The 20,976-nt window shown below is 71.4% G+C and carries 16 protein-coding genes, 2 tRNA genes and 1 pseudogene; 15 read left to right on the top strand and 4 right to left on the bottom strand.

Features of this window, described 5'->3' with window-relative positions; translation table 11 throughout:
* Positions 1 to 441 precede the first annotated feature (441 nt).
* Positions 442 to 534, top strand: a tRNA-OTHER gene (locus B042_RS25505).
* Between the two features lie 162 nt (positions 535 to 696).
* The gene (locus tag B042_RS25500) at positions 697 to 855 is read left to right on the top strand and encodes a hypothetical protein (RefSeq protein ID WP_155988817.1); all 159 of its coding nucleotides are present in this window, start codon (positions 697 to 699) and stop codon (positions 853 to 855) included.
* Between the two features lie 668 nt (positions 856 to 1,523).
* On the opposite strand, the gene B042_RS0101575 is transcribed toward B042_RS25500, so the two are convergent.
* The 3 genes from B042_RS0101575 to B042_RS0101565 form a co-directional block, all read right to left on the bottom strand.
* Positions 1,524 to 2,942, bottom strand: coding sequence for a DEAD/DEAH box helicase (locus tag B042_RS0101575; protein WP_028646751.1), 1,419 nt, complete (start codon positions 2,940 to 2,942; stop codon positions 1,524 to 1,526).
* Positions 2,943 to 3,177: 235 nt separating this feature from the next.
* On the bottom strand, positions 3,178 to 3,381 hold the full coding sequence (locus tag B042_RS0101570; protein ID WP_028646750.1) for a cold-shock protein: 204 nt from the start codon (positions 3,379 to 3,381) through the stop codon (positions 3,178 to 3,180).
* A 498-nt stretch (positions 3,382 to 3,879) separates the two neighbouring features.
* On the bottom strand, positions 3,880 to 4,290 hold the full coding sequence (locus tag B042_RS0101565) for an RNA-binding S4 domain-containing protein (protein WP_028646749.1): 411 nt from the start codon (positions 4,288 to 4,290) through the stop codon (positions 3,880 to 3,882).
* A 98-nt stretch (positions 4,291 to 4,388) separates the two neighbouring features.
* Between B042_RS0101565 and B042_RS0101560 the strand changes: the two genes are divergently transcribed.
* Positions 4,389 to 4,463: transfer RNA gene (locus tag B042_RS0101560), tRNA-Asp, on the top strand.
* Between the two features lie 116 nt (positions 4,464 to 4,579).
* A complete protein-coding gene (locus B042_RS0101555; RefSeq protein WP_028646748.1) occupies positions 4,580 to 5,308 on the top strand; it encodes an rRNA methyltransferase in 729 nt (242 codons plus the stop codon).
* A 21-nt stretch (positions 5,309 to 5,329) separates the two neighbouring features.
* Here B042_RS0101555 and B042_RS0101550 read toward each other — a convergent pair.
* Positions 5,330 to 5,694, bottom strand: a pseudogene (locus tag B042_RS0101550) (MFS transporter); the annotation flags it as partial.
* A 229-nt stretch (positions 5,695 to 5,923) separates the two neighbouring features.
* On the opposite strand from B042_RS0101550, the gene B042_RS0101545 reads away from it, so the two are divergent.
* The 11 genes from B042_RS0101545 (at position 5,924) to B042_RS0101495 (ending at position 20,749) form a co-directional block, all read left to right on the top strand.
* The gene (locus B042_RS0101545; RefSeq protein WP_028646746.1) at positions 5,924 to 9,607 is read left to right on the top strand and encodes a nitrate reductase subunit alpha; all 3,684 of its coding nucleotides are present in this window, start codon (positions 5,924 to 5,926) and stop codon (positions 9,605 to 9,607) included.
* Positions 9,607 to 11,316: a nitrate reductase subunit beta gene (gene narH / locus B042_RS0101540; RefSeq protein ID WP_036553539.1), complete on the top strand. Its 1,710-nt coding sequence runs from the start codon at positions 9,607 to 9,609 to the stop codon at positions 11,314 to 11,316. Before B042_RS0101545 ends, narH begins: the two co-directional genes overlap by 1 nt.
* Positions 11,313 to 11,972 carry a nitrate reductase molybdenum cofactor assembly chaperone gene (narJ, locus tag B042_RS21630; protein ID WP_051415391.1) on the top strand — a complete coding sequence of 220 codons (660 nt, stop codon included), beginning with the start codon at positions 11,313 to 11,315 and terminating at the stop codon, positions 11,970 to 11,972. The genes narH and narJ overlap by 4 nt, the downstream gene beginning before the upstream one ends.
* Positions 11,969 to 12,712 carry a respiratory nitrate reductase subunit gamma gene (gene narI, locus B042_RS0101530; protein WP_028646744.1) on the top strand — a complete coding sequence of 248 codons (744 nt, stop codon included), beginning with the start codon at positions 11,969 to 11,971 and terminating at the stop codon, positions 12,710 to 12,712. The genes narJ and narI overlap by 4 nt, the downstream gene beginning before the upstream one ends.
* 71 nt (positions 12,713 to 12,783) lie before the next feature.
* Positions 12,784 to 13,722 (top strand): DUF5996 family protein, encoded by a 939-nt coding sequence (locus tag B042_RS0101525; RefSeq protein ID WP_028646743.1) that lies wholly within the window; start codon positions 12,784 to 12,786, stop codon positions 13,720 to 13,722.
* Between the two features lie 135 nt (positions 13,723 to 13,857).
* Positions 13,858 to 14,145 (top strand): GNAT family N-acetyltransferase, encoded by a 288-nt coding sequence (locus B042_RS0101520; protein ID WP_028646742.1) that lies wholly within the window; start codon positions 13,858 to 13,860, stop codon positions 14,143 to 14,145.
* A gap of 156 nt (positions 14,146 to 14,301) precedes the next feature.
* Entirely contained in the window at positions 14,302 to 15,759 is a 1,458-nt protein-coding gene (locus B042_RS0101515; protein ID WP_028646741.1) for a sodium:alanine symporter family protein, read from the top strand.
* A gap of 183 nt (positions 15,760 to 15,942) precedes the next feature.
* Positions 15,943 to 16,542: a GNAT family N-acetyltransferase gene (locus tag B042_RS0101510; RefSeq protein ID WP_028646740.1), complete on the top strand. Its 600-nt coding sequence runs from the start codon at positions 15,943 to 15,945 to the stop codon at positions 16,540 to 16,542.
* A 193-nt stretch (positions 16,543 to 16,735) separates the two neighbouring features.
* Positions 16,736 to 16,951 (top strand): heavy-metal-associated domain-containing protein, encoded by a 216-nt coding sequence (locus B042_RS0101505; RefSeq protein WP_028646739.1) that lies wholly within the window; start codon positions 16,736 to 16,738, stop codon positions 16,949 to 16,951.
* A gap of 44 nt (positions 16,952 to 16,995) precedes the next feature.
* Entirely contained in the window at positions 16,996 to 19,296 is a 2,301-nt protein-coding gene (locus B042_RS0101500; protein ID WP_036553639.1) for a cation-translocating P-type ATPase, read from the top strand.
* A 112-nt stretch (positions 19,297 to 19,408) separates the two neighbouring features.
* The gene (locus B042_RS0101495) at positions 19,409 to 20,749 is read left to right on the top strand and encodes a hypothetical protein (protein WP_028646737.1); all 1,341 of its coding nucleotides are present in this window, start codon (positions 19,409 to 19,411) and stop codon (positions 20,747 to 20,749) included.
* Positions 20,750 to 20,976 lie beyond the last annotated feature (227 nt).

The following is a 20,976-nucleotide window of genomic DNA, read 5'->3' as shown; positions in this document are numbered from 1 at the left end:
ATTCCTTGCCGAGTTGGGCTGTATGGGATCAAGGCGACGGCGCGAGCGCCGTCGCAGTGGCCTTCGGCCGCGCTCGGGCTGCGGGCTGCCGCCCGGTCCCGAGCGCGGCCGAAGGCCGTACCGCTTGGCATCATGACGCAGATCGCGGACGAACAGTTGCCATTCCCCGGAAATCGGCTGATGACGTGCTCGGATCCCGAGGCACCCGATAGCGGGGGCGACTGTCTCGGGTCACCCGCTCCGGCGCTATCGGGCGCCTCGGCTCGGAACCGTGGTTGCCGAAGCCCCGTGGCCGGGGGAGGGGCAGTAGACGGAGGAGCGCACGTGCGGCACCGCTGTGGTGGACCGCTTTCCCCTACGTCAGGGCAGGCCGAAGACACCTCGAAGTGACAGCAGTGGTGACAGCAACGACAGCAACCGGGGATGGACTTACCCGGACCCGAGCGGACATCCATCCCGCAGGCCAGCACCGCGACCCACCACTGACCCCGCCTGAAAAGCGGAAGGTCGGCGGTTCGACCCCGCCCCTAGCCACTCCCACAAGACATGCGAAAACACCCCGTGACCTGCGTGAATAGGCCACGGGGTGTTTTGGTGCGTCGGCGCTGCCGTATCCCCGCGTGCGCGGGGCTCACGGTCCGATCTACACCGGCCACCACCCCGACGGCGGTCCATCCCCGTGTGCGCGGGGCGCGGGTGCTCACCACCCGCACCGCCGACGACGGCACGGTGACCTACGCGGCCCACCGCCCGCCCGGCTGGTCCGGCCCCGGGGACCCCTTCGAGGAGATCACCGCACCCGACACCGCCACACTCCGCGCCCGGCTCGCCCAGCGCTGCCGTCACGGCACCTGACAAGCCGCTTCGGCCCCGGGCACTCCCCCGCCCGGGGCCGGAGCCCACACGCGGCGACCTCTGCACCAGCACAGGGGTCGGCTAGGCGACCCCTGTGCTGGTGCAGAGGTCAACCCCGTCCCCGCGTGTGCGGGGAGCAGGACACGGCGGCCAGGGCCTGCGCCTGGTGAGTCGGTCCATCCCCGTGCGCGCGGGGGGCAGCCTGACCAGAGATTTTATCCGCCCGAACCCCTCGAATCTGCAAGTTGTCGAGAAACGGACATTTCACGCGCCCTCGTCTGTCGGGCTGCTTCGCTCGAAAACCGGCCACCAAAGCGGAGGCTACACGGAGGGGGAGAGACGTATATGAGCCCCCCGAACGGCTAGACGTGGTGCGCCTTGCGCGGGGGCGACGAGCGTTTCCCGGCCAGGGAGGGGGCCGCACAGGGGGCTCTGACAAGACCTCCACCGTGCATCCACACGGGGACCTAAGCGGCCTTCCTCGTCGGATACGTGCTGAAAAGCGGAAGGCCGGTGGTTCGACACCGCACCCCGGCCACTCCTGGAAGACATGCGGAAACGCCCTGTGACCTGTTCACTCAGGTCACAGGGCGTTCCGCTGTTTCGGTGGTTGCTCAGAATACGTTCAGAAATTTCCGAGGCCGCCTGTGTGCCTTCCGGCCTCCGGGTCAGCGGCGGCGACGGCGCGGGGCACCGCCGTGGCGGGGGCGCTGCTGCTGGGAGGACTGGGCGGGTGCCCGCACCGGCAGGCTGACCGGCGTCCCCGAGGGTTCACGCGCTCCGGTCACCCGGGTGAGTTCGGGGTCCTCCGCGTCGGTCCGGGCGGTGTGCGCGTCGATCCGGGCCCGGCTCATCAGCCGGGTCATGTCACGCCGCTGGCTCGGCAGGACGAGGGTGACCACGCTGCCCGACTCCCCGGCGCGGGCGGTGCGTCCTCCCCGGTGCAGGTAGTCCTTGTGATCGGTGGGCGGGTCGATGTTGACCACCAGGTCCAGGCCGTCCACGTGGATGCCGCGGGCCGCCACGTTGGTGGCGATCAGGGCGGTGACGTCGCCCCTCTTGAACTGGTCGAGGGTACGGGTGCGCTGTGGCTGGCTCCGGCCGCCGTGCAGGGGCGCGGCGAGGACGCCGTTGGCCAGCAGGTGGGCGGCCATCCGGTCCACGGCGCGCTTGGTGTCCAGGAACATGATGACCCGGCCCTCGCGGGCCGCGATCCGGGTCGCGACGTTCTGCTTGTCGGCGGCCGACACGTGCATGACGTGGTGCTCCATGGTGGAGACGGCACCCTCGGAGAGGTCGACCGAGTGGACCACGGGGTCGTTGAGGAAGCGGCGGACCAGGGTGTCGACGTTGCGGTCCAGGGTGGCGGAGAACAGCATGCGCCCGCCGTCGGCGGGGACCTGCTGGAGGATGGCGGTGACCTGCGGCATGAAACCCATGTCGGTCATCTGGTCGGCCTCGTCCAGGACCGTGGACTCCACCCGGTCCAGGACGCAGTCGCCGCGTTCCATCAGGTCGCGCAGGCGCCCCGGGGTGGCGACGACCAGTTGGACGCCCTGGTGCAGGGCCCGTGCCTGGCGGCGGATGGGCATCCCGCCCACGACGGTCGCCGTGCGCACCCCCACCGAACGGGCGTAGGGCTCCAGGGATTCGGTGACCTGCTGGGCCAGTTCACGGGTGGGTGCGAGCACCACGGCCAGGGGGCGCCGGGGCTCGGCGGTGCGTCCCTCCAGCCGGGCGAGCAGGGCCAGGCCGAACGCCAGGGTCTTGCCCGAACCGGTCCGGCTGCGGCCCAGCACGTCGCGTCCCGCCAGGGAGTTGGGGAGGGTGGCCGCTTGGATTGCGGAGGGGGTGGTCAGGCCCTGCCGGGCCAGGGTCCGCTTCAACGGCGCGGGCATGTCCAGCGCCTCGAAGGAGTCCACGGGTGGCAGCGCCGGGGTGACGGTCACCGGGAGGGCGAACTCACCGGAGGGGCCGCTGTTCCCGGGGCGCCTGTCGGTGCGGGGCCTGCTGTTCTGGGGCCGCTGCCGACCGTGCCCGCGGCTGGGGCGGCCGCGATTGGTGCGGGTGTGCTGGGGATGACTCAATGTCGGGCCTTTCGCTGACGGCGTTCGCCGGGCGGGGCCTTCTGGCCACACAGGGGGGAACCGGGGTACGCCGGAGGAGCATGGTGGATGTCCGCGCTCGTCCGGACGGTTCCGGGGCGCGGTGGAGCCGGTGCCGGTCGAAAGAACGACGGCTGGAAACCCGGCGGAGACGGAGAGAAGCGGTGGGCCCGGCGCACAAAGGGCGGGCACCACCGCGTCGGGAGCGTCGGCTCCCCTAGATCAGGGTGATGTTCTCGGCCTGGGGGCCCTTGGCCCCGGCCGTGGCGTCGAACTGCACCGCCTGGCCCTCGGCGAGCTCACGGTAGCCGGTGGCCTGGATGTTCGAGTAGTGGGCGAAGACGTCCGGGCCGCCGCCGTCCTGCTCGATGAAGCCGAAGCCCTTTTCGCTGTTGAACCACTTGACCGTACCGGTCGCCATAGACGTACCCCTCGTTCGAAGAATGAAGAAAACCGTGGATGACGATTTCCCCGTCACCGCAGTAATCTCCCGAAGAGGTGGTCCCCGCCGGTCGGTCACGACTGCAACTCTTGCGAACGTAGCACACCGGGGTCCTGCCGCGGTGGACCGGCGGTGTCGCGAGAATCTCCGGGGGATCGGTGCCGATACCCGAGGGGCTGCTTCGCTCTGATCCCCCGGCGGCGGGTCCGGGCGGTCGGTCCGAGCGGGATTCGGGCCTGCGGGCCACGCGACCGCCGCGGACGGCGCACGGATGCGCTCCCACCGCCTCGGGGCCCGGTTGCTCGTGCGCGGGCAGTCCCTCGACGGTGCCCTGTGGGAGAGGAGCCGGCCGACCGCCACCGGATGGTCCGGGCGTGCCTGAGAGCGTTCCCGGGCGCGTGCCACGGCTGCCTCCGCGAGGCCCGGGCCGAGGCCGCCGGTGCGGTCCTGGCCGGGCACCGGATCCGGGCATCCCGCTCAGAGCGTCGGCGGCCCTTCCGAGCGGAGCCGGTCCAGTTGTCGCCGGTCGCGCTTGGTGGGGCGCCCCGCGCCCCGGTCGCGCCGGACGAGGGGGCCCGCCTCCGCCTGCGGCGGGGGCGTCGGGGTGCGGTCGACGTAGCAGCGCACGGCGATGGGCGCCCCGACCCTCTTGACGATGACGTGGCTCACGTCGACGAGCCTGGTGGTGCCGTGCAGCCGGACGCGCACCTGGTCGCCGGGCCTGACGGTGGTGGCGGCCTTGGCCGGGCGCCCGTTCACGCGCACGTGGCCGCCGCGGCACGCCTGTGCCGCGTCCGAACGGGTCTTGGTGAGGCGCACGGCCCACAGCCAGCGGTCGATCCGGGTGGAATCGGGGCCGGAGGGCAGGGGCGCCGACGACTCGCTCACGCCGTCTTCCTCTCGCTGTTCTTCGGACTCCTCCGCCACTTTACGGGGCGACCGTACGAAGTACTCCGGAAGTCGCGCTAGAGTGGTCCACGAAGCGAGGTCCTGTGGAGCAGTTAGGAGTGCTCGCCACCCTGTCAAGGTGGAGGCCGCGGGTTCAAATCCCGTCAGGACCGCTGAGGGAGCCCGGTACCGCGAGGTGCCGGGCTCCTGTCGTTGTGGGTGGAATTCCTCGGACGGGGAAGATCATCGCCGTAGGAGACAGCACTGGGCGCGGGAGGATGACGGCACGTTGGGCTATCGGTACGCCACCGAGCGGGCGGACCACTCGGCGCTGGCGAGCGGGCAGGTGCTCCGCTCCGCGCCGGGTTTCCCCGGGTTCCCGGTGCGGCTGGCCAGCGAGCTCCTCCAGCGGGCGCTGGCCCACGTCTACGAGGCCCCCGTGCGCCTGTGGGACCCCTGCTGCGGCAGCGGCTACCTGGCCACCGTGCTGGGGCTGCTCCACCGCGACGCGCTCTCCCACGTGCGGGTGTCGGACGTGGCCGCCGACGCGGTCGACCTGGCCAGGCGCAACCTCGCTCTGCTGACCGCCTCGGGCCTGGCAGAACGGGAGGCCGAGCTGCGCCGGTCGGCGCGCGACTTCGGCCGGGTGGAGTTCGTCGAGCGGGCCGAGGTGGCGGCCGGTCTCGCCGCCGGCCTGGCCGCGGCCGGGGGCGACCTGCCGCACGAGTCCGCGGTGGCCGACGTGTTCTCACTGCGGGAGCCGGTGGACTCCGACCTGGTCGTCACCGACGTGCCCTACGGCGAACTGACCCGCTGGTCCGGCGGTGTACCCGAGGAGGACCCGGTGGGCGGCCTGCTCACCTCGCTCGGCCGGGTCCTGCCCGGCCACGCTGTGGTGGTGGTGACGGCACGCACGCGCCGGGTCGACCTGCCCGAGGGGGTGCGCGCGCTGGAGCGGGTCAAGGTGGGCAACCGGTCGGCCGCACTGGTCCGGGCCCGGGACGTCAGGCAGGGCTGATCCCCCTGAGGGGCTGGGCGGTCAGCTCCGGAAGGCGCGCACGGAGTACGGGCCCACCGCCAGGGCGATGAGCGCCAGCAGCACGCACCCGGGCGTGTAGGCACCGGTGGCCTGGTAGACCACATCCGCGAGCAGGGGCGTGAAGGAGCCGTCGAGGCCGCCCGCCGCGCCGGCCAGGCCGGTCACGGTCCCCATCCGGGGCGGCTCCACCAGCTGGGCCACGAGTGCGAACCCATCGCCGTTGCCCAGGCCCAGCGAGACGGCGGTGAGCGCGGACGCGGTGCCCGCGGGGAACTCCGCGGGCGGGTGCAGGGCCAGCACCGCGGCGAGCCGAGGAACGACGCCAGGCGCGTCTTCACCGGCCCGATCCGGTCAGAGAGGATGCCGCTGCGGCCAGGACGAGGTTGGTCCCCGTTATCCGGGCCAGGGGCGTCCGCTGCCGTGCCGCTGTTTCCGCCGGAGTCTCCCCTCAAGGCGGGTTCGGGGCGATTGTCGCCCGATGCGGAGTGGGATACGTGACATCCGTGCCGTTTCAGGCATATTCATTAACGGAATGTGGTGGGAGTTGGACCTTGGCGCGTCCGGGCTGATCCATGTAACGGTGAACGGGGTGCAATGGTGGCGCAAAAAAGGGGCAGAGGTGCGGGTGAGGCGCTTTTGCGCATGGGCTCGTACTTGACGCGCTCCGAGCCCCTTGACGGAACCCGGGCACAGGTCAGACAGGGGGGAAGTGAAGGGGACGTCTTCTACCGGGACCGCTGGAGCCACGATCGCGTGGTCCGTTCCACGCACGGCGTCAATTGCACCGGGTCGTGTTCTTGGAATGTCTATGTCAAAGACGGGATCATCACCTGGGAGACACAGGCGACCGATTATCCGTCCGTGGGACCGGACCGACCGGAGTACGAACCGCGCGGCTGTCCGCGCGGAGCCGCGTTCTCCTGGTACACCTATGCTCCGACCCGGGTGCGTTTCCCCTATGCGCGTGGCGTCCTGGTGGAGATGTACCGCGAGGCACGGGAGCGGCTGGGCGATCCGGTCGCGGCGTGGGCGGAGATCACCGCCGACCCCGAGCGGCGCCGCCGCTACCAGCGCGCCCGCGGCAAGGGCGGCCTGGTACGCATCACCTGGGACGAGGCCCTGGAGATCGCCGCCGCCGCCCACGTGCACACCATCGGCGCCTACGGCCCCGACCGTGTCGCCGGGTTCTCCCCGATCCCCGCCATGTCGATGGTCTCCCACGGTGTGGGTGCCCGCTTCGTCCACCTGATCGGCGGCTCCATGCTGTCGTTCTACGACTGGTACGCCGACCTGCCGGTGGCCTCACCGCAGGTGTTTGGCGACCAGACCGACGTCCCCGAGTCCGGTGACTGGTGGGACGCCGCCTACCTGGTGCTCTGGGGTTCCAACGTCCCCGTCACCCGCACCCCCGATGCCCACTGGATGGCCGAGGCCCGATACCGGGGGCAGAAGGTCGTCGTGGTCTCGCCCGACTACAGCGACGCCACCAAGTTCGCTGACGAGTGGCTTGCCCCCCACCCCGGCACGGACGGTGCCCTGGCGATGGCGATGGGGCACGTCATCCTCAAGGAGCGGTTCGTCGACGCCCCCACAGCCCGGTTCACCGAGTACGTGCGCTCCTACACCGACCTGCCGTTCCTGGTGGCGCTGGAGGAGCGCGACGGCCTGACGGTCCCCGGCAAGTTCCTGACCGCAGCCGACCTGCCCGAGCACACGGCCGCCGCCAACGCCGAGTGGAAGCCGGTCCTGTGGCCGCAGGGGGAGGACGCCCCCGCGGTGCCCAACGGAACCCTCGGAGACCGCTGGGGCGAGGCGGGGCTCGGCAGGTGGAACCTGCGGTTGGAGGGGCGCGTCCCCGAACTGACCCTGTACGAGCCGGGCGGCGAGACCGCCGAGGTGGCGCTCACCCGCTTCGACGCGCCCTCCGGAGCGGGCGCCGCAGTGACCAGGGGCGTACCGGTCCGCCGTGTGGCGGGCCGCCGCGTCACCACCGTCTTCGACCTCCTCCTCGCCCAGTACGGGGTGGGGCGGCCGGACCTGCCCGGCCACTGGCCCTCCGGGTACGGCGACGCCGACGCCCCCTACACCCCCGCGTGGCAGGAGCGGCTCACCTCCGTGCCCGCCGGGCGGGCCGCGCGCATCGCGCGCGAGTTCGCCGACACCGCCGAGGCCAGCGGCGGCCGGGCCATGATCGTGCTCGGAGCCGGCACCAACCAGTGGTTCCACGGGGAGAACGCCTACCGCGCGTTCCTGTCCCTGCTGCTGCTCACCGGCTGCCAGGGCGTCAACGGCGGCGGCTGGGCGCACTACGTGGGCCAGGAGAAGTGCCGCACCTCCACCGGGTGGGCGGCCTACGCCTCGGCGATGGACTGGTCCCGCCCGCCGCGCTTCATGGCCGGGACCGCCTACTGGTACACCCACACCGACCAGTGGCGCTACGACACCTACCGGGCGGATGCCCTGGCCTCCCCGCTCGGCCCGGGCCGGGTGCGTGGCAAGCATACGGCCGACCTGGTCGCCGCCTCCGCCCGTATGGGGTGGATGCCGTCCTCCCCCACCTTCGACCGCAATCCGATCCTGCTGGGCCGTGAGGCCGAGGAGCACGGACAGGACCCCGGGCACTACGTCGCCGACCGGCTCGCCGACGGCACGCTGCGCTTCGCCGCCGAGGACCCCGACGCCCCGGAGAACTGGCCGCGTGTACTCACCGTGTGGCGCTCCAACCTGCTGGGCTCCTCGGCCAAGGGCAACGAGTACTTCCTCAAGCACCTGCTGGGCACCCGCGCGAACCTGCGCGCCGAACCCGCCGGCCCCGAGCACCGGCCGGGCGAGGTGGACTGGCGTGAGGAGGTCCCCGAGGGCAAACTCGACCTGCTGCTGTCCCTGGACTTCCGGATGACCAGCACCACACTGCTCTCCGACATCGTGCTGCCCGCCGCCACCTGGTACGAGAAGCACGACCTGTCCAGCACGGACATGCACCCCTTCGTGCACGCCTTCAACCCGGCCATCGACCCGCCGTGGGAGACCCGTTCCGACTTCGAGGCCTTCCACGGCCTGGCCAGGGCGTTCAGCGCCCTGGCAGCCGACCGGCTGGGCGAGGTCACCGACCTGGTCGCCGTGCCCCACGGGCACGACACTCCCGGGGAGATGGCCCAGCCGCGCGGGGTCCCCCTCGACTGGAAGGCCGAGGGGGAGCGCCCCGTCCCCGGCCGGAGCATGCCCGCCATCGTCGCGGTGCGCCGCGACTACTCCGCCGTCGCGCAGAAGATGGCGGCGCTCGGCCCGCTCGCGGAGGGCGGGGGGCTGCCGGTCAGGGGCGTCTCCTTCACCCCCGACGAGGAGGTGGAGTGGCTGCGTCGGCGCAACGGGGCCGTGCGCGGCGGAGTCGCCGAGGGGCGGCCGTCCCTGGACACCGACGTCAAGGTGTGTGAGGCGATCCTCGCCCTGTCGGGGACCAGCAACGGCCGCCTGGCCGCGCAGGGGTTCGAGCGCCTGGCCGAGCGGACCGGTACCGACATGGACGAACTGATCCACCACGCCGCCGCGCGCCGGGTGGTCTTCGACGACGCCCGCGGCGGTCCCACCCCCCTGGGCACCAGCCCGGAGTGGTCGGGAAAGGCGGCCGCCGACCGCCGTTACTCGCCCTTCACCATCAACCTGGAGCACGACAAGCCCTGGCACACCCTCACCGGGCGCCAGCACTTCTACCTCGACCACGACTGGATGCACGAGTTCGGGGAGGCCCTGCCCGTGTACCGGCCTCCGCTCGACATCCACCGCCTGTTCGGAGAGCCCCGCATCGGTCCGCGGGGGGAGCGCGAGGTCGTCGTGCGCTATCTGACACCGCACTCCAAGTGGTCGATCCACTCCGAGTACCAGGACAACCTGCTGCTCCAGACCCTCTCCCGCGGCGGCCCCACCCTCTGGATGAGCGTCGCCGACGCCGGGGCCATCGGCGCCCGCGACAACGACTGGGTGGAGGCGGTCAACCGCAACGGCGTGGTCGCCGCCCGGCTGGTGGTCTCCCACCGCATGCCCACCGGGACGGTCTACATGCACCACGCGCAGGAACGTGTCATCGACGTGCCCCTCACCGAGACCACCGGAACCCGGGGAGGCACCCACAATTCGCTCACCCGCCTGCTCGTCAAACCCACCCACCTCATCGGCGGGTACGCGCAGTTCAGCTACGCCGTCGACTACCTCGGACCGACCGGAAACCAGCGCGACGAGGTCACGGTCGTGCGCAAGCGGACGGCGGAGGTGCGCTACTGATGGGCGACGGCGAGGCGCGGCGGCCGATCGGACGGGTCATGGCACAGGTGGCCATGGTGATGAACCTGGACAAGTGCATCGGCTGCCACACGTGTTCGGTCACCTGCAAGCAGGCCTGGACCAACCGCAGCGGGGTCGAGTACGCCTGGTTCAACAACGTGGAGACCCGGCCGGGCCAGGGGTACCCGCGCACCTACCAGGACCAGGATCGGTGGAAGGGCGGCTGGGTGCGCAAACCGGGAGGACGTTTGGTGCCGCGGGCGGGCGGGAGACTCAAACGGCTCGCCACGATCTTCGCCAACCCGGTGATGCCCTCCATGCAGGACTACTACGAGCCCTGGACCTACGACTACGAGACCCTGTTCAACGCCCCGCTGGGCGAGGACTTCCCGGTGGCCACGCCCAGGTCGGTGCTCACCGGCGAACCCATGGCGGTCACCTGGAGCGCGAACTGGGACGACGACCTGGGCGGCGGTCCGGAACTGGCCCGCCATGACCCGATCGTGCGGCGCCTGGGGGAGAAGGTGCGCTTCTCCTTCGAGGAGACCTTCATGTTCTACCTGCCGCGGATCTGCGAGCACTGCCTGAACCCGTCGTGTGTGGCCGCCTGCCCCAGTGGCGCCCTGTACAAGCGGGCCGAGGACGGCATCGTCCTCGTCGACCAGGACCGCTGCCGGGGCTGGCGCACGTGCGTCACCGGCTGCCCGTACAAGAAGATCTACTTCAACCACAAGACCGGCAAGGCCGAGAAGTGCACGTTCTGCTATCCGCGGGTGGAGGTGGGCATGCCCACCATCTGCTCGGAGACGTGCGTGGGCCGGCTGCGGTACCTGGGCGTGGTTCTCTACGACGCCGACCGGGTCGCCGAGGCCGCGTCGGTGGAGGACGACACCGACCTGTACGAGGCGCAGCTCGACGTCCTCCTCGACCCGAACGACCCGGCCGTGCGTGACAAGGCGCGGCGGGACGGTATCCCCGGGCGCTGGGTCGACTCCGCGGCACGCTCTCCGGTCCTGGCCCTGGCCAAGCGCTTCCGGGTAGCTCTGCCGCTGCACCCGGAATACCGGACGATGCCGATGGTCTGGTACGTGCCGCCGCTGTCCCCGGTGGTCGACTCGCTGACCTCGACCGGGCACGACGGCGAGGAGGCGGGCAACCTCTTCGGCGCGATCGACACGCTGCGCATCCCGGTCGAGTACCTGGCGGAGCTGTTCTCGGCGGGCGACCCCGAACCGGTGCGGCGCGTGCTGCGCAGGCTCGCGGCCATGCGCTCCCACATGCGCCGGATCAACCTCGGCCAGGAGTGCGACGCGTCGATCGCCGGGGAGGTGGGGATGACCGGTGACGAGATCGAGGACATGTACCGGCTTCTGGCCATCGCCAAGTACGACGAGCGCTACGTCGTCCCGACCGCCTTCGGGGTGGACGAGGCCGACGCCGGAGCGATCGACGAGATCGGCTGCTCCCTCGACTTCGAGGGCGGCCCGGGGATGGGGGGCATGGGCGGCGCGCCCCCGTTCGGGGAGGCGTCGGGTCGCCCCGACGCCGCGTCCGTGGAGACCTTCCACGCCCTGCGCGTGCGCCAGTCCAGTGGGGGGCGGGTCGCCCCGGGCGGCCGGGTCAACCTCCTGAACTGGGACGGCAATGGACGGCCCGAGGGGCTGTTCCCGCCGCGCCGCTCCGGACCGGGGGAGGGGGAGACACCATGAGGAGCCGTGACGAGGCGGTGGTCCGGCAGGCGGCATCCCTGCTGCTCGGATACCCCGACCAGGTGTGGCGTGGGCATCTGCCCGGCATCACGCAAGCGGTGGGCGAGCTGCCCCGGGGCGGGGCCCGCGCCGCGCTGGCGGAGTTCTGCGACCACGCCGCGTGCGTGGCCGAACGGGAATTGTGCGAGCACTACGTGGACGTGTTCGATCTGCGCCACCGGCGCTCCCTGCACATGACCTACTACTCCGAAGGCTCCACGCGGCGGCGCGGGCACGCCCTGGTCGAGATCGGGGGCGTCTACACCGCCGCGGGCTGGAAGCTGACCGCCCGGGAGCTGCCCGACCACCTCGCGGTGGTCCTGGAGTTCACCGCGCGCGGCGACGCCCGTGCGGGCGAAGCGCTGCTCGCGCGCCTGCGCCCCGGTCTGGAACTGCTGAGGGCGGCGCTGCACGACCACGGGACGCCCTACGCGCGCGTCGTGGACGCCGTCCACCTGACCCTGCCCCCCGGGAGCGGTCGGGACCGCGAGCGTGCCCGGCGCCTGGCAGCCCAGGGTCCGCCCGCCGAGGACGTGGGCCTGGAGCCCTACGGGGCGGGTACACCGCTGCCCCTGACCGATGTGAGTGGACGGAGCGGAGAGGGGGCGCAGCGTTGACCACCCTCGACCTGCTGCTGTGGGGGGTGCTCCCCTACGTCGTCCTCGTCGTCTGTGTCGGCGGGCTGGTCTGGCGGTACCGCTTCGACCGGTTCGGCTGGACCACCCGCTCCTCCGCGCTGTACGAGTCCGGGCTCCTGCGGATCGGCAGCCCGCTGTTCCACTTCGGGCTGCTGCTGGTCATCGTCGGCCACATGGTGGGTTTGATGGTCCCGGAGGGATGGATACGCGCGGTCGGCGTGTCCGACCCGGTGTACCGCGTGGGTGCCCTGGTGCTGGGGGGCGTGGCCGGCTTCTGCACGCTCGCGGGGATCGCCCTGCTCATCTGGCGGCGACGTACCACCGGACCCGTCTTCAGCGCGACCACACGCAACGACAAGCTCATGTACGCGGTCCTGCTCCTGGCCCTGGTCACCGGGCTGGGAATGACGGTGTTCTTCGCGGGGCTGGAACTGGCGGGCGGGCACACCCAGGACTACCGGCGCGTCGTCTCGCCCTGGTTCCGGTCGATCTGGATCCTGCGGCCGGACGCGGCCGCCATGGCCGGTGCCGACCCGCTGTACAAGCTCCACGTCCTCGTGGGGTTCGCGCTCTTCGCGCTGCTTCCGTTCACCAGGCTGGTGCACGCCTTCAGTGCCCCGGTCGGGTACCTGTTCCGCCCCTACGTCGTCTACCGCACGCGGGTCCGGTACGCGGCCGCCGGGGGCCAGGCGAAGCGGGCTTCCCGGAGGGGCTGGTGACCGGGCCGGACGGTGCCGCCGCCCTTCGACCACACACGCACCGACACACAGGATCCAGGAGGGCAGCCGCCATGGAACTCTTCCCGCCGCTTCCGCTTGAGGAGTGGAACGAGACCAAGCAGACGCTGCACCGATTCGAACAGATCGTGGGCAAGGTGCGGCTCCAGCACAGCCGCCGCCGCAACCACTGGTGGAACGTGCCCTACCACGTGACCGGGCGCGGGATCACCACCCGCCCGATGGGGATGGTGGACGGGAACCCGGTCTTCACCATCGACTTCGACTTCGTGAGCCACCTACTGGTGGCCTCGAACCTGGAGGGCGACCAGGTGTCCTTTCCGCTCCAGGGCAACAGCGTCGCCTCGTTCTACCTGCGGCTCCAGTCGGCCCTGGACAGCCTGGGGGTCGACGGGAGCATCCGGCACGCGCACCCTTTCGACCTGCCCGACTCCGGGCGGCCGTTCGTGGAGGACCACGCGCACGCCGTGTACGTCCCCGAGCACGCCACCCGGTTCTGGCGGATCCTGAGCCAGGTCAACCTGGTGCTGGAGGAGTTCTCGGCCGGGTTCAGCGGCAAGGTCAGCCCGGTGCACCACTTCTGGCACACGTTCGACATCGCGGTCACGCGCTTCTCGCCGCATCCGGTTCCGCAGCCCGAGTCGGCCGGTCCGGTGGTCCGGGAGGCCTACTCGCGGGAGGTCGTCAGCTCCGGTTTCTGGTTCGGTGACGACACCGTCCCCGAACCGTGCTTCTACTCCTACACGGCCCCCGAACCGGAGGGGATCACGGGGCGCGGGCTCGTACCCCCGGCGGCGGAGTGGGTGGAGAGCGGCCACGGACACCTCGCGCTGCTGCGCTACGCGCAGGCCCGCAAGGCGCCCGACCCGCGTGCCACCGTCCTGGAGTTCCTGGAGAGCGCCTACCGGGCGGGTGCGGAGCCCGCCGGGTGGGACATCGGGGCGCTGGCCTGCCCCGGAGGGGTCACCGACCCCCATCTCTCCGGACGCTGACCAGGTGGTCGGCGGAACTCTCGTGCGGGTCCGGACCGTTGTCCCCGTGTGTGCGGCGTATGTCCGGGAGTAGGCTTCCCCTCGCCGAGCACGCCTGCCGAGCCCGCGCGAGGGCACCCGGAGTGGGGGAGAGACATGGAACTGACCGTCGTCGACGTACCGGAACGGTCCAGGTACGAGGTGAGTGCCGACGGGCGGGTCGTGGGCTTCTCCGCCTACCACCTGATCGAGGAGGGGGTGCTCGCTCTCCCGCACGTGGAGGTGGAGCGCGCCTTCGAGGGGCGGGGGGTGGCCAGCGCACTCGTGCGGGAGTCGCTCGACGACATCCGGGCCAGGGACCTGAGGGTGGTTCCGGTCTGCCCCTTCGTGCGTGACTTCCTCAAGCGCAACCCCGGCTACGGGGACCTGGTCCAAGAGGGCTGAGGCCGCCCCCGGCGTCGCGGAAAGTAACGGCAATATTGCACTCGAATCACATGAGTGTGGCTTTCGTGTGAAACTCCGCACGATTTATTCCTTTTGTCGGTATTCGGGGGGTAGGGAGAGGGCGTTGTCTTTTCCCGAGCTAAGGAGCCCCCCACCGTGTTAACCGAAGTCATCGCCGAGGCCAACGGCTACCTGTGGTGGGTCGTGATCGGCGTCCTCATCGTCGCCAGCCTGTACTTCACTGTCGGCTCGGGGCTGGCCCAGTTCCGGATGCTGCCCGAAATGTTCCGGGTGCTCAGGAGCAAGCCTGAGACGGCGCCGGACGGCAAGAAGGCCGTCTCCTCCCTCCAGGCGTTCATGATCTCGGCCGCGGCCCGCGTGGGGACGGGGAACATCGTCGGCGTCTCGGTCGCCATCGCGCTCGGCGGTCCGGGTGCGGTGTTCTGGATGTGGCTGATGGCGCTGGTGGTGGGAGGCGCCAGCTTCGTCGAGGCCTCCCTCGCCCAGCTCTACAAGACCCGCAGCAGTACCGGGTACCGCGGTGGACCCGCCTACTACATGGAGCGCGGCCTGGGGCAGCGCTGGCTGGGCGTCCTGTTCGCGGTCGTGCTCATCCTGACCTTCCCGATGGTGTTCAACGCGGTGCAGAGCAACACCATCGCGGGCGCGGTCAGCAACTCCTCCGAGACCCTGGGCCTGGGGTCGGGCATGGGGCTGTCGGCGGGTGTCGGTGCCGTACTCGTCGCGGCCACCGCCCTGGTGATCTTCGGCGGTGTCCGGCGGATCGCGCGCACCGCGGAGGCCCTCATCCCGTCCTTCGCGGCGCTGTACGTGCTCATCGGCCTGGTCGTGATGGCGATGAACTACGAGGCCGTCCCCGGTGTGTTCGTGATGATCTTCGAGCACGCGTTCGGCATCCGGGAGTTCGGCGCGGCCGCTCTGGGCACCGTGATCGTCCAGGGGATCCGGCGCGGGATGTTCTCCAACGAGGCGGGCCTGGGCTCGGCGCCCATCGCCGCGGCCAGCGCCTCGGTCACGCACCCGGTCAAACAGGGGCTGGTCCAGACCCTGGGCGTGTATTTCGACACCCTCGTCCTGTGCACGGTCACCGCCTTCACCATCCTGCTGGCCTCCGAGGGGCCGCCCGACGGCGGACTGGAGGGAGACCTGGCCCAGCAGGCGGTCATGGCCGCGCTGGGGCCGTGGGCACTGCACCTGATGACGCTGATCATCCTGCTGGTCGCGTTCACCTCGGTACTCGGCAACTACTACTACGGCGAGTCCAATATCGCCTACATGACGGACAGCAGGCGTGTGCGCTTCGGCTACAAGATCGTGTTCCTGGCGGCGACCTTCCTGGGCGCGCTCGGTTCGGTCGACCTCATCTGGACGCTGGCCGACACCACGATGGGCCTGATGGCCCTGGTCAACCTGGTGGCGGTCGCACCCCTGGCGGTGATCGCCTTCCGCCTGCTCAAGGACTACAACCGGCAGCGCAAGGAGGGGCGCGACCCGGTCTTCACCCGCGACCGCATCCCCGGTCTGCGCGGGGTCGAGTGCTGGGAATCGGAGGAGGAGGCCCGGACCGGGGCCCCCGCCGGTGTCCCGTCCTGACCGCCCGGCCGCTCGGGGCGGGGCCGGCCCCGCCCCGAGCGGCCCCTCCGTTCAACGGTGTGCCGGGACGGATCGACGGCTCGAAAAGCCCGTGTTTTACGGCATCCCGCTTCTTTCGGTCGCAGGCTCGACACGATAGTGTTCTACATCACAGTGGCGGACCGTGATCGCCGAAGGAGCCCGATGTCCCTCGTCTCAGTCGAACCCGCCACCGCAGAGCGGTGGGAGGAGCTGGAGACCCTGTTCGGACCGACCGGCGCCCATGGACACTGCTGGTGCACGTTCTTCCGCAGGCGGGCGAAGGACCACACGGCGAGCACCTCGTGCGAGCGCTCGCGGCGGGGCCTGGACAACCGGCTGGAGCTGCGGCGCCTGACCCTGGAGGGGCGCGTTCCCGGCCTGATCGCCTACGACCCCGACGGGCCCTGCGGCTGGGTCTCGGTGGCCCCGAGGGAGGACTACATCCGGCTGTCGCGGTCGCGCGCCCTGCGCCCCGCCGACCCCGGCGAACCCGGGGTGTGGGCGCTCGTGTGCTTCTGGCTGCCGCCGCGCCGCCGACGCCGGGGCCTCGGGACCCGACTGTTGGACGGGGCCGTCGAGTACGCCAGGGCCAACGGCGCCCGGATACTGGAGGCCTATCCCGTCGACACCGCGGGCGGCCGGGCACCCAGCGCGGAGGTCTCCACGGGCACCGTCGAGATGTTTCGCAGGGCCGGGTTCTCCCTCGCCCCGCACCACGCGAGTGAGCGATGGGTGGCTCGGCTGGAACTGAAGGCGGCATGAGCTCCGCGCCTGGAGGGGCGCGCAGAACAGGAGGGTGAGGGCGGTCCCGTGCGGGACCGCCCTCCACGCTGTTCATGATGCCCTCCCGGTCCTGGGGGGCGGCCCCGCGGAATATACCCATAGGGGGTATGGTTGAGGAGGTAGGAGCGGTCCCCAAGGGGCCGCTGCGAAGCACACGCACTCAGGAGGCGACATGGCTGCCACGACCACCGCTGTCTACAACGTCGAGGGCATGAGCTGCGGACACTGTGTCGGCGCCGTCACCGAGGAGGTGACCGCGGTCCCCGGGGTCACCGGGGTCGAGGTCGACCTGGAGACCGGCAGGGTGACCGTCACCGGTGATGGACCCGTGGACGCGGACTCCGTCCGCTCCGCCATCGACGAGGCCGGATACGGGGTGCGCGGCTGACACGGCCGCCCCCGGTGACACGGACCACCGCGCTGGAGCGTGACATGAACACGAGCAGGACCCGGACGAGAGACGCTGGCACCGCGTCGGTCGAACTGGCCATCGGAGGCATGACCTGCGCCGCGTGCGCCAACCGGATCGAGAAGCGGCTCAACCGGATCGAGGGCGTCAGCGCCAGCGTCAACTTCGCGACGGAGCGGGCGCACGTGTCCTTCGAGGGTGCCCCCGTCCCGGTCGGGGAACTCGTCGCCCAGGTGGAGAAGGCCGGATACACGGCCGCGCCGCCGCGACCGGAACCCGGCAGTGCGGAACCGGAGGAGGACGACCCCACACGGGACCTGCGTGACCGGATGCTGGTCTGCCTCGCGCTGTCCGTCCCCGTCATCGCCCTCGCCATGGTCCCCGCCCTCCAGTTCACCCACTGGCAGTGGGCCTCCCTGGCCCTGGCCTCGCCCGTCGCCGTCTGGGGTGCGCTGCCCTTCCACCGTTCGGCGTGGAAGAACCTGCGCCTGGGCGCGGCCACCATGGACACACTGGTCTCGCTTGGGGTGGGCACCGCCTATTCGTGGTCGCTGTACGCCCTCTTCCTCGGCACGGCCGGCGACCCGGGCATGACGCACGCCTTCACGTTAACGATCGCCCGTACCGACGGCTCTGGTGACATCTACCTGGAGGTCGCCGCGGGCGTCACCTCCTTCCTCCTCGTCGGCAAGTACGTCGAGGCCCGCTCCAAGCGCCGTGCCGGGGCCGCGCTGCGCGCCCTCCTCGAGCTCGGAGCCAAGCAGGTGTTCGTCCTGAGGGGCGCGGGCGCCGACGCCCGGGAGGAGTCCGTCCCGGCGGACCGCCTGGTCGTCGGCGACCGCTTCGTGGTCCGCCCCGGCGAGAAGATCGCCACCGACGGCACCGTCGAGGAGGGCACCTCCGCGGTCGACATGAGCATGCTCACCGGCGAGTCCGTCCCGGTGGAGGTCGCCCCCGGATCGGCTGTCGTCGGTGCCACCGTCAACGCGGGGGGACGCCTCGTCGTCCGTGCGGAGCGGGTGGGCTCCGAAACCCGCCTGGCACAGATGGCGCGCCTGGTGGAGGAGGCACAGAACGGCAAGGCCGCCGCACAGCGGCTCGCCGACCGGGTCTCCGGCGTCTTCGTCCCGGCCGTGATCGTGCTCGCCGTCGCCACACTCGGACTCTGGCTCGCCACCGGCGCACCCGCCGCCACCGCGTTCACCACCGCCGTCGCCGTGCTCATCATCGCCTGCCCGTGCGCGCTCGGCCTGGCCACCCCGATGGCACTCATGGTCGGCACCGGCAGGGGTGCTCGGCTCGGCATCCTCATCAAGGGACCCGAGGTCCTGGAGGACACGCGCCGCGTCGACACCGTCGTCCTGGACAAGACCGGCACCGTCACGACCGGGCACATGGCGCTCGTGGACGCCGTTCCCGCGGACGGGGAGGACCGGGACACGCTCCTGCGGATCGCCGGAGCACTGGAGCACGCCTCAGAGCACCCCGTGGCCCGCGCCGTCGCCCGGGGCGCGGCCGACCGTGTCGGCACGCTGCCCGCCGTCACCGATTTCGCTGGGATCGAGGGCCTCGGCGTCCGGGGCACCGTGGACGGGCACACCGCCGTGGCGGGCCGACCCGCCCTGCTGGAGGGGGAATGGTCGTGCGCGCTGCCCAAGGAACTGGCGGCGGCGGTCGCCGCCGCCGAGTCCGAGGGCCGCACAGCCGTGGCAATCGGCTGGGACGGCCGGGCCCGCGGTGTGCTGGCGGTGGCCGACCGTCCCAAGCCCACCAGCGCCGAGGCGGTCCGCCGATTCCGCGACCTGGGGCTCACCCCCATTCTGCTCACCGGTGACAACGCCACCGTCGCCCGGGCGGTGGCCGACGAGGTCGGGATCGACGAGGTGATCGCCGGGGTCCTGCCGAGCGGCAAGGTCGACGCCGTCAAGCGGTTGCAGGCCCAGGGGCGCGTCGTAGCCATGGTCGGCGACGGCGTCAACGACGCGGCGGCGCTCGCCCAGGCCGACCTGGGCCTGTCCATGGGGACGGGTACGGACGCCGCGATCGAGGCGGGGGACCTCACCCTGGTCCGCGGAGACCTGCGTGCGGCGGCGGACGCGGTACGGCTCTCGCGCAGGACCCTGTCCACCATCAAGGGGAACTTGTTCTGGGCCTTCGCCTACAACACCGCGGCACTGCCGCTGGCGGCGCTGGGCCTGCTCAACCCGATGCTCGCGGGGGCGGCCATGGCCGCGTCGAGCCTGTTCGTGGTCGGCAACAGCCAGCGCCTGCGCCGGTTCCGGCCGCTGACCGATCCCGCCGACGGTACGCCCGGGACCCGCTGAACACCGTCTCCGCGCCCCGGGCGTACCCGCCCGGGGCGCGGGGGTCCCACTTTCGCCCGTCACCTCACGTTAGGGTGGCCGCGCGCGTCGACGACACCCAGTACGAGGCCCCGTGACATCCTGCCCCTTCGGCACATTCCAGCAGAGCGAACCGCACCCCGACCCCTACGCTGTGTACGCGGGCCTCAGGGACGAGTACGGCGCGGTCATCCCCATCGAACTGGAACCCGGTGTCAGGGCGTGGATCCTCACCGACTACGAGCTGATCATCTCCTGGTCCCGGGACACCGTGACCTTCACCCACGACCCCCGCACCTGGGAGGACTTCCGCGAGGGGCGAATCGCTCCGGACTCCCGGCTCGCGGTGCTGATGGCACCGCGGCCCAGTGCGCTGTTCACCGACGGCGCCGAGCACCAGCGCTACCGGGGGGCGATCGCCGACGCACTGGACGCGGTCCAGGAGGGGGACGTGCGTGCCGCGACCCGGCGCTACGCCGACGGCCTCATCGACACCTTCTGTGAGCGCGGCAGCGCCGACCTGTACTTCGAGTACGCGCGACTGCTGCCGCTCCTGGTGGTCAACGAGCTCTTCGGGCTCACCGAGGACCAGGGACTGCGCTTCGGGCAGGCCATCAACGACCTGTGGACCGGCGGCGACCTCACGCGGTCCGTGGAGGAGTCCGACCGGGCCCTGTCCGAGGCGATCGCGGCCAAGCGGGTCGAGCCCGGCGACGACCTCATCTCGCGGCTGCTCCAGCACCGGTCGGCGCTCACGGACGAGGAGGTGATCCTGCAACTCCGCGTCGTCATCACCATCGCCCTCCACACGACCACCGACCTGATCTTCAGCTCCACACGGCTGCTTCTCAGCGACTCCCCGTCCCACACGGGGCGCGCCCTCTCCGACGCCGTCCTCGGTGAGCTCCTCGACCGGGTCCTGTGGGAGGCGCCGCCGATCACCAACTACCCCGCCCTCTATCCGCGCACGGAGGTGCCGCTCGGCGGTGGCAGGACGATCGAGGCGGGGACACCGATCCTGTTGGGCTTCGCCGCGGCCAACCACTTCTACCGCCTGGAGAACGCCGCACTGCTGGAGGAGGCGCCCAGCCGAGCCCATCTGGCCTGGGGGGTGGGTCCGCACCGGTGCCCGGCCCGCGACCAGGCGCTGGTCATCGCCACCGTCGCCGTGCGCACGGTGTTGGACCGGCTGCCCGACTTGGCCCTGGCCTCCCGGCCCGAGGACCTGCGATGGCTCATGACCCACGTGTTCTGCCTGCCCACGGGCCTTGCGGTCCGGTTCACCGCGCGGGAACCGGCGGTACGGCCCGACCGGGAGCCCGACGCCTCCTCGTCCGATGCGCCGTCGACCGTTGGCGACGGGAGCGTCCTCCTCAAACGGCTGCCGTCGGGCCCCCTGGCCCGTTTCCTGGGCAGGCTGCTCCGGCGTTCGTGAATGTGCTCGCGTGTGCGGCCCGAAGCCTCGTACTAGACGAGCTGAAACGCTAGTGTGTGTGCCCTGCCGCAATGTTCGAGTGCGACCCACACGGTGTACATGTGCCGGATACGGAGGGGCCGGTCCCCGCCGGGGTCCGGCCGGCCCCGATGACCCCCACCCCGAGCCGAGGTTCCCGTGACGTCCGGATGCCCCTTCGCCACGTTCCAGCAGAGCGAGCCCCACCC

It is taken from the genome of Nocardiopsis sp. CNT312, from assembly GCF_000515115.1.
GTDB lineage: Bacteria > Actinomycetota > Actinomycetes > Streptosporangiales > Streptosporangiaceae > Nocardiopsis.
This window is presented reverse-complemented; position numbering and strand designations above follow the sequence as displayed.

Excerpts from the sequence above, each read along its gene's own strand:
- B042_RS0101525 (WP_028646743.1), top strand. The coding sequence starts at position 12,784 with ATGGAACTCTTCCCGCCGCTTCCGCTTGAGGAGTGGAACGAGACCAAG.
- B042_RS0101510 (WP_028646740.1), top strand. The coding sequence starts at position 15,943 with ATGTCCCTCGTCTCAGTCGAACCCGCCACCGCAGAGCGGTGGGAGGAG.
- narJ (WP_051415391.1), top strand. The coding sequence starts at position 11,313 with ATGAGGAGCCGTGACGAGGCGGTGGTCCGGCAGGCGGCATCCCTGCTG.
- B042_RS0101570 (WP_028646750.1), bottom strand. The coding sequence starts at position 3,381 with ATGGCGACCGGTACGGTCAAGTGGTTCAACAGCGAAAAGGGCTTCGGC.
- B042_RS0101545 (WP_028646746.1), top strand. The coding sequence starts at position 5,924 with ATGGTGGCGCAAAAAAGGGGCAGAGGTGCGGGTGAGGCGCTTTTGCGC.
- B042_RS0101520 (WP_028646742.1), top strand. The coding sequence starts at position 13,858 with ATGGAACTGACCGTCGTCGACGTACCGGAACGGTCCAGGTACGAGGTG.
- B042_RS0101500 (WP_036553639.1), top strand. The coding sequence starts at position 16,996 with ATGAACACGAGCAGGACCCGGACGAGAGACGCTGGCACCGCGTCGGTC.
- B042_RS0101505 (WP_028646739.1), top strand. The coding sequence starts at position 16,736 with ATGGCTGCCACGACCACCGCTGTCTACAACGTCGAGGGCATGAGCTGC.
- narH (WP_036553539.1), top strand. The coding sequence starts at position 9,607 with ATGGGCGACGGCGAGGCGCGGCGGCCGATCGGACGGGTCATGGCACAG.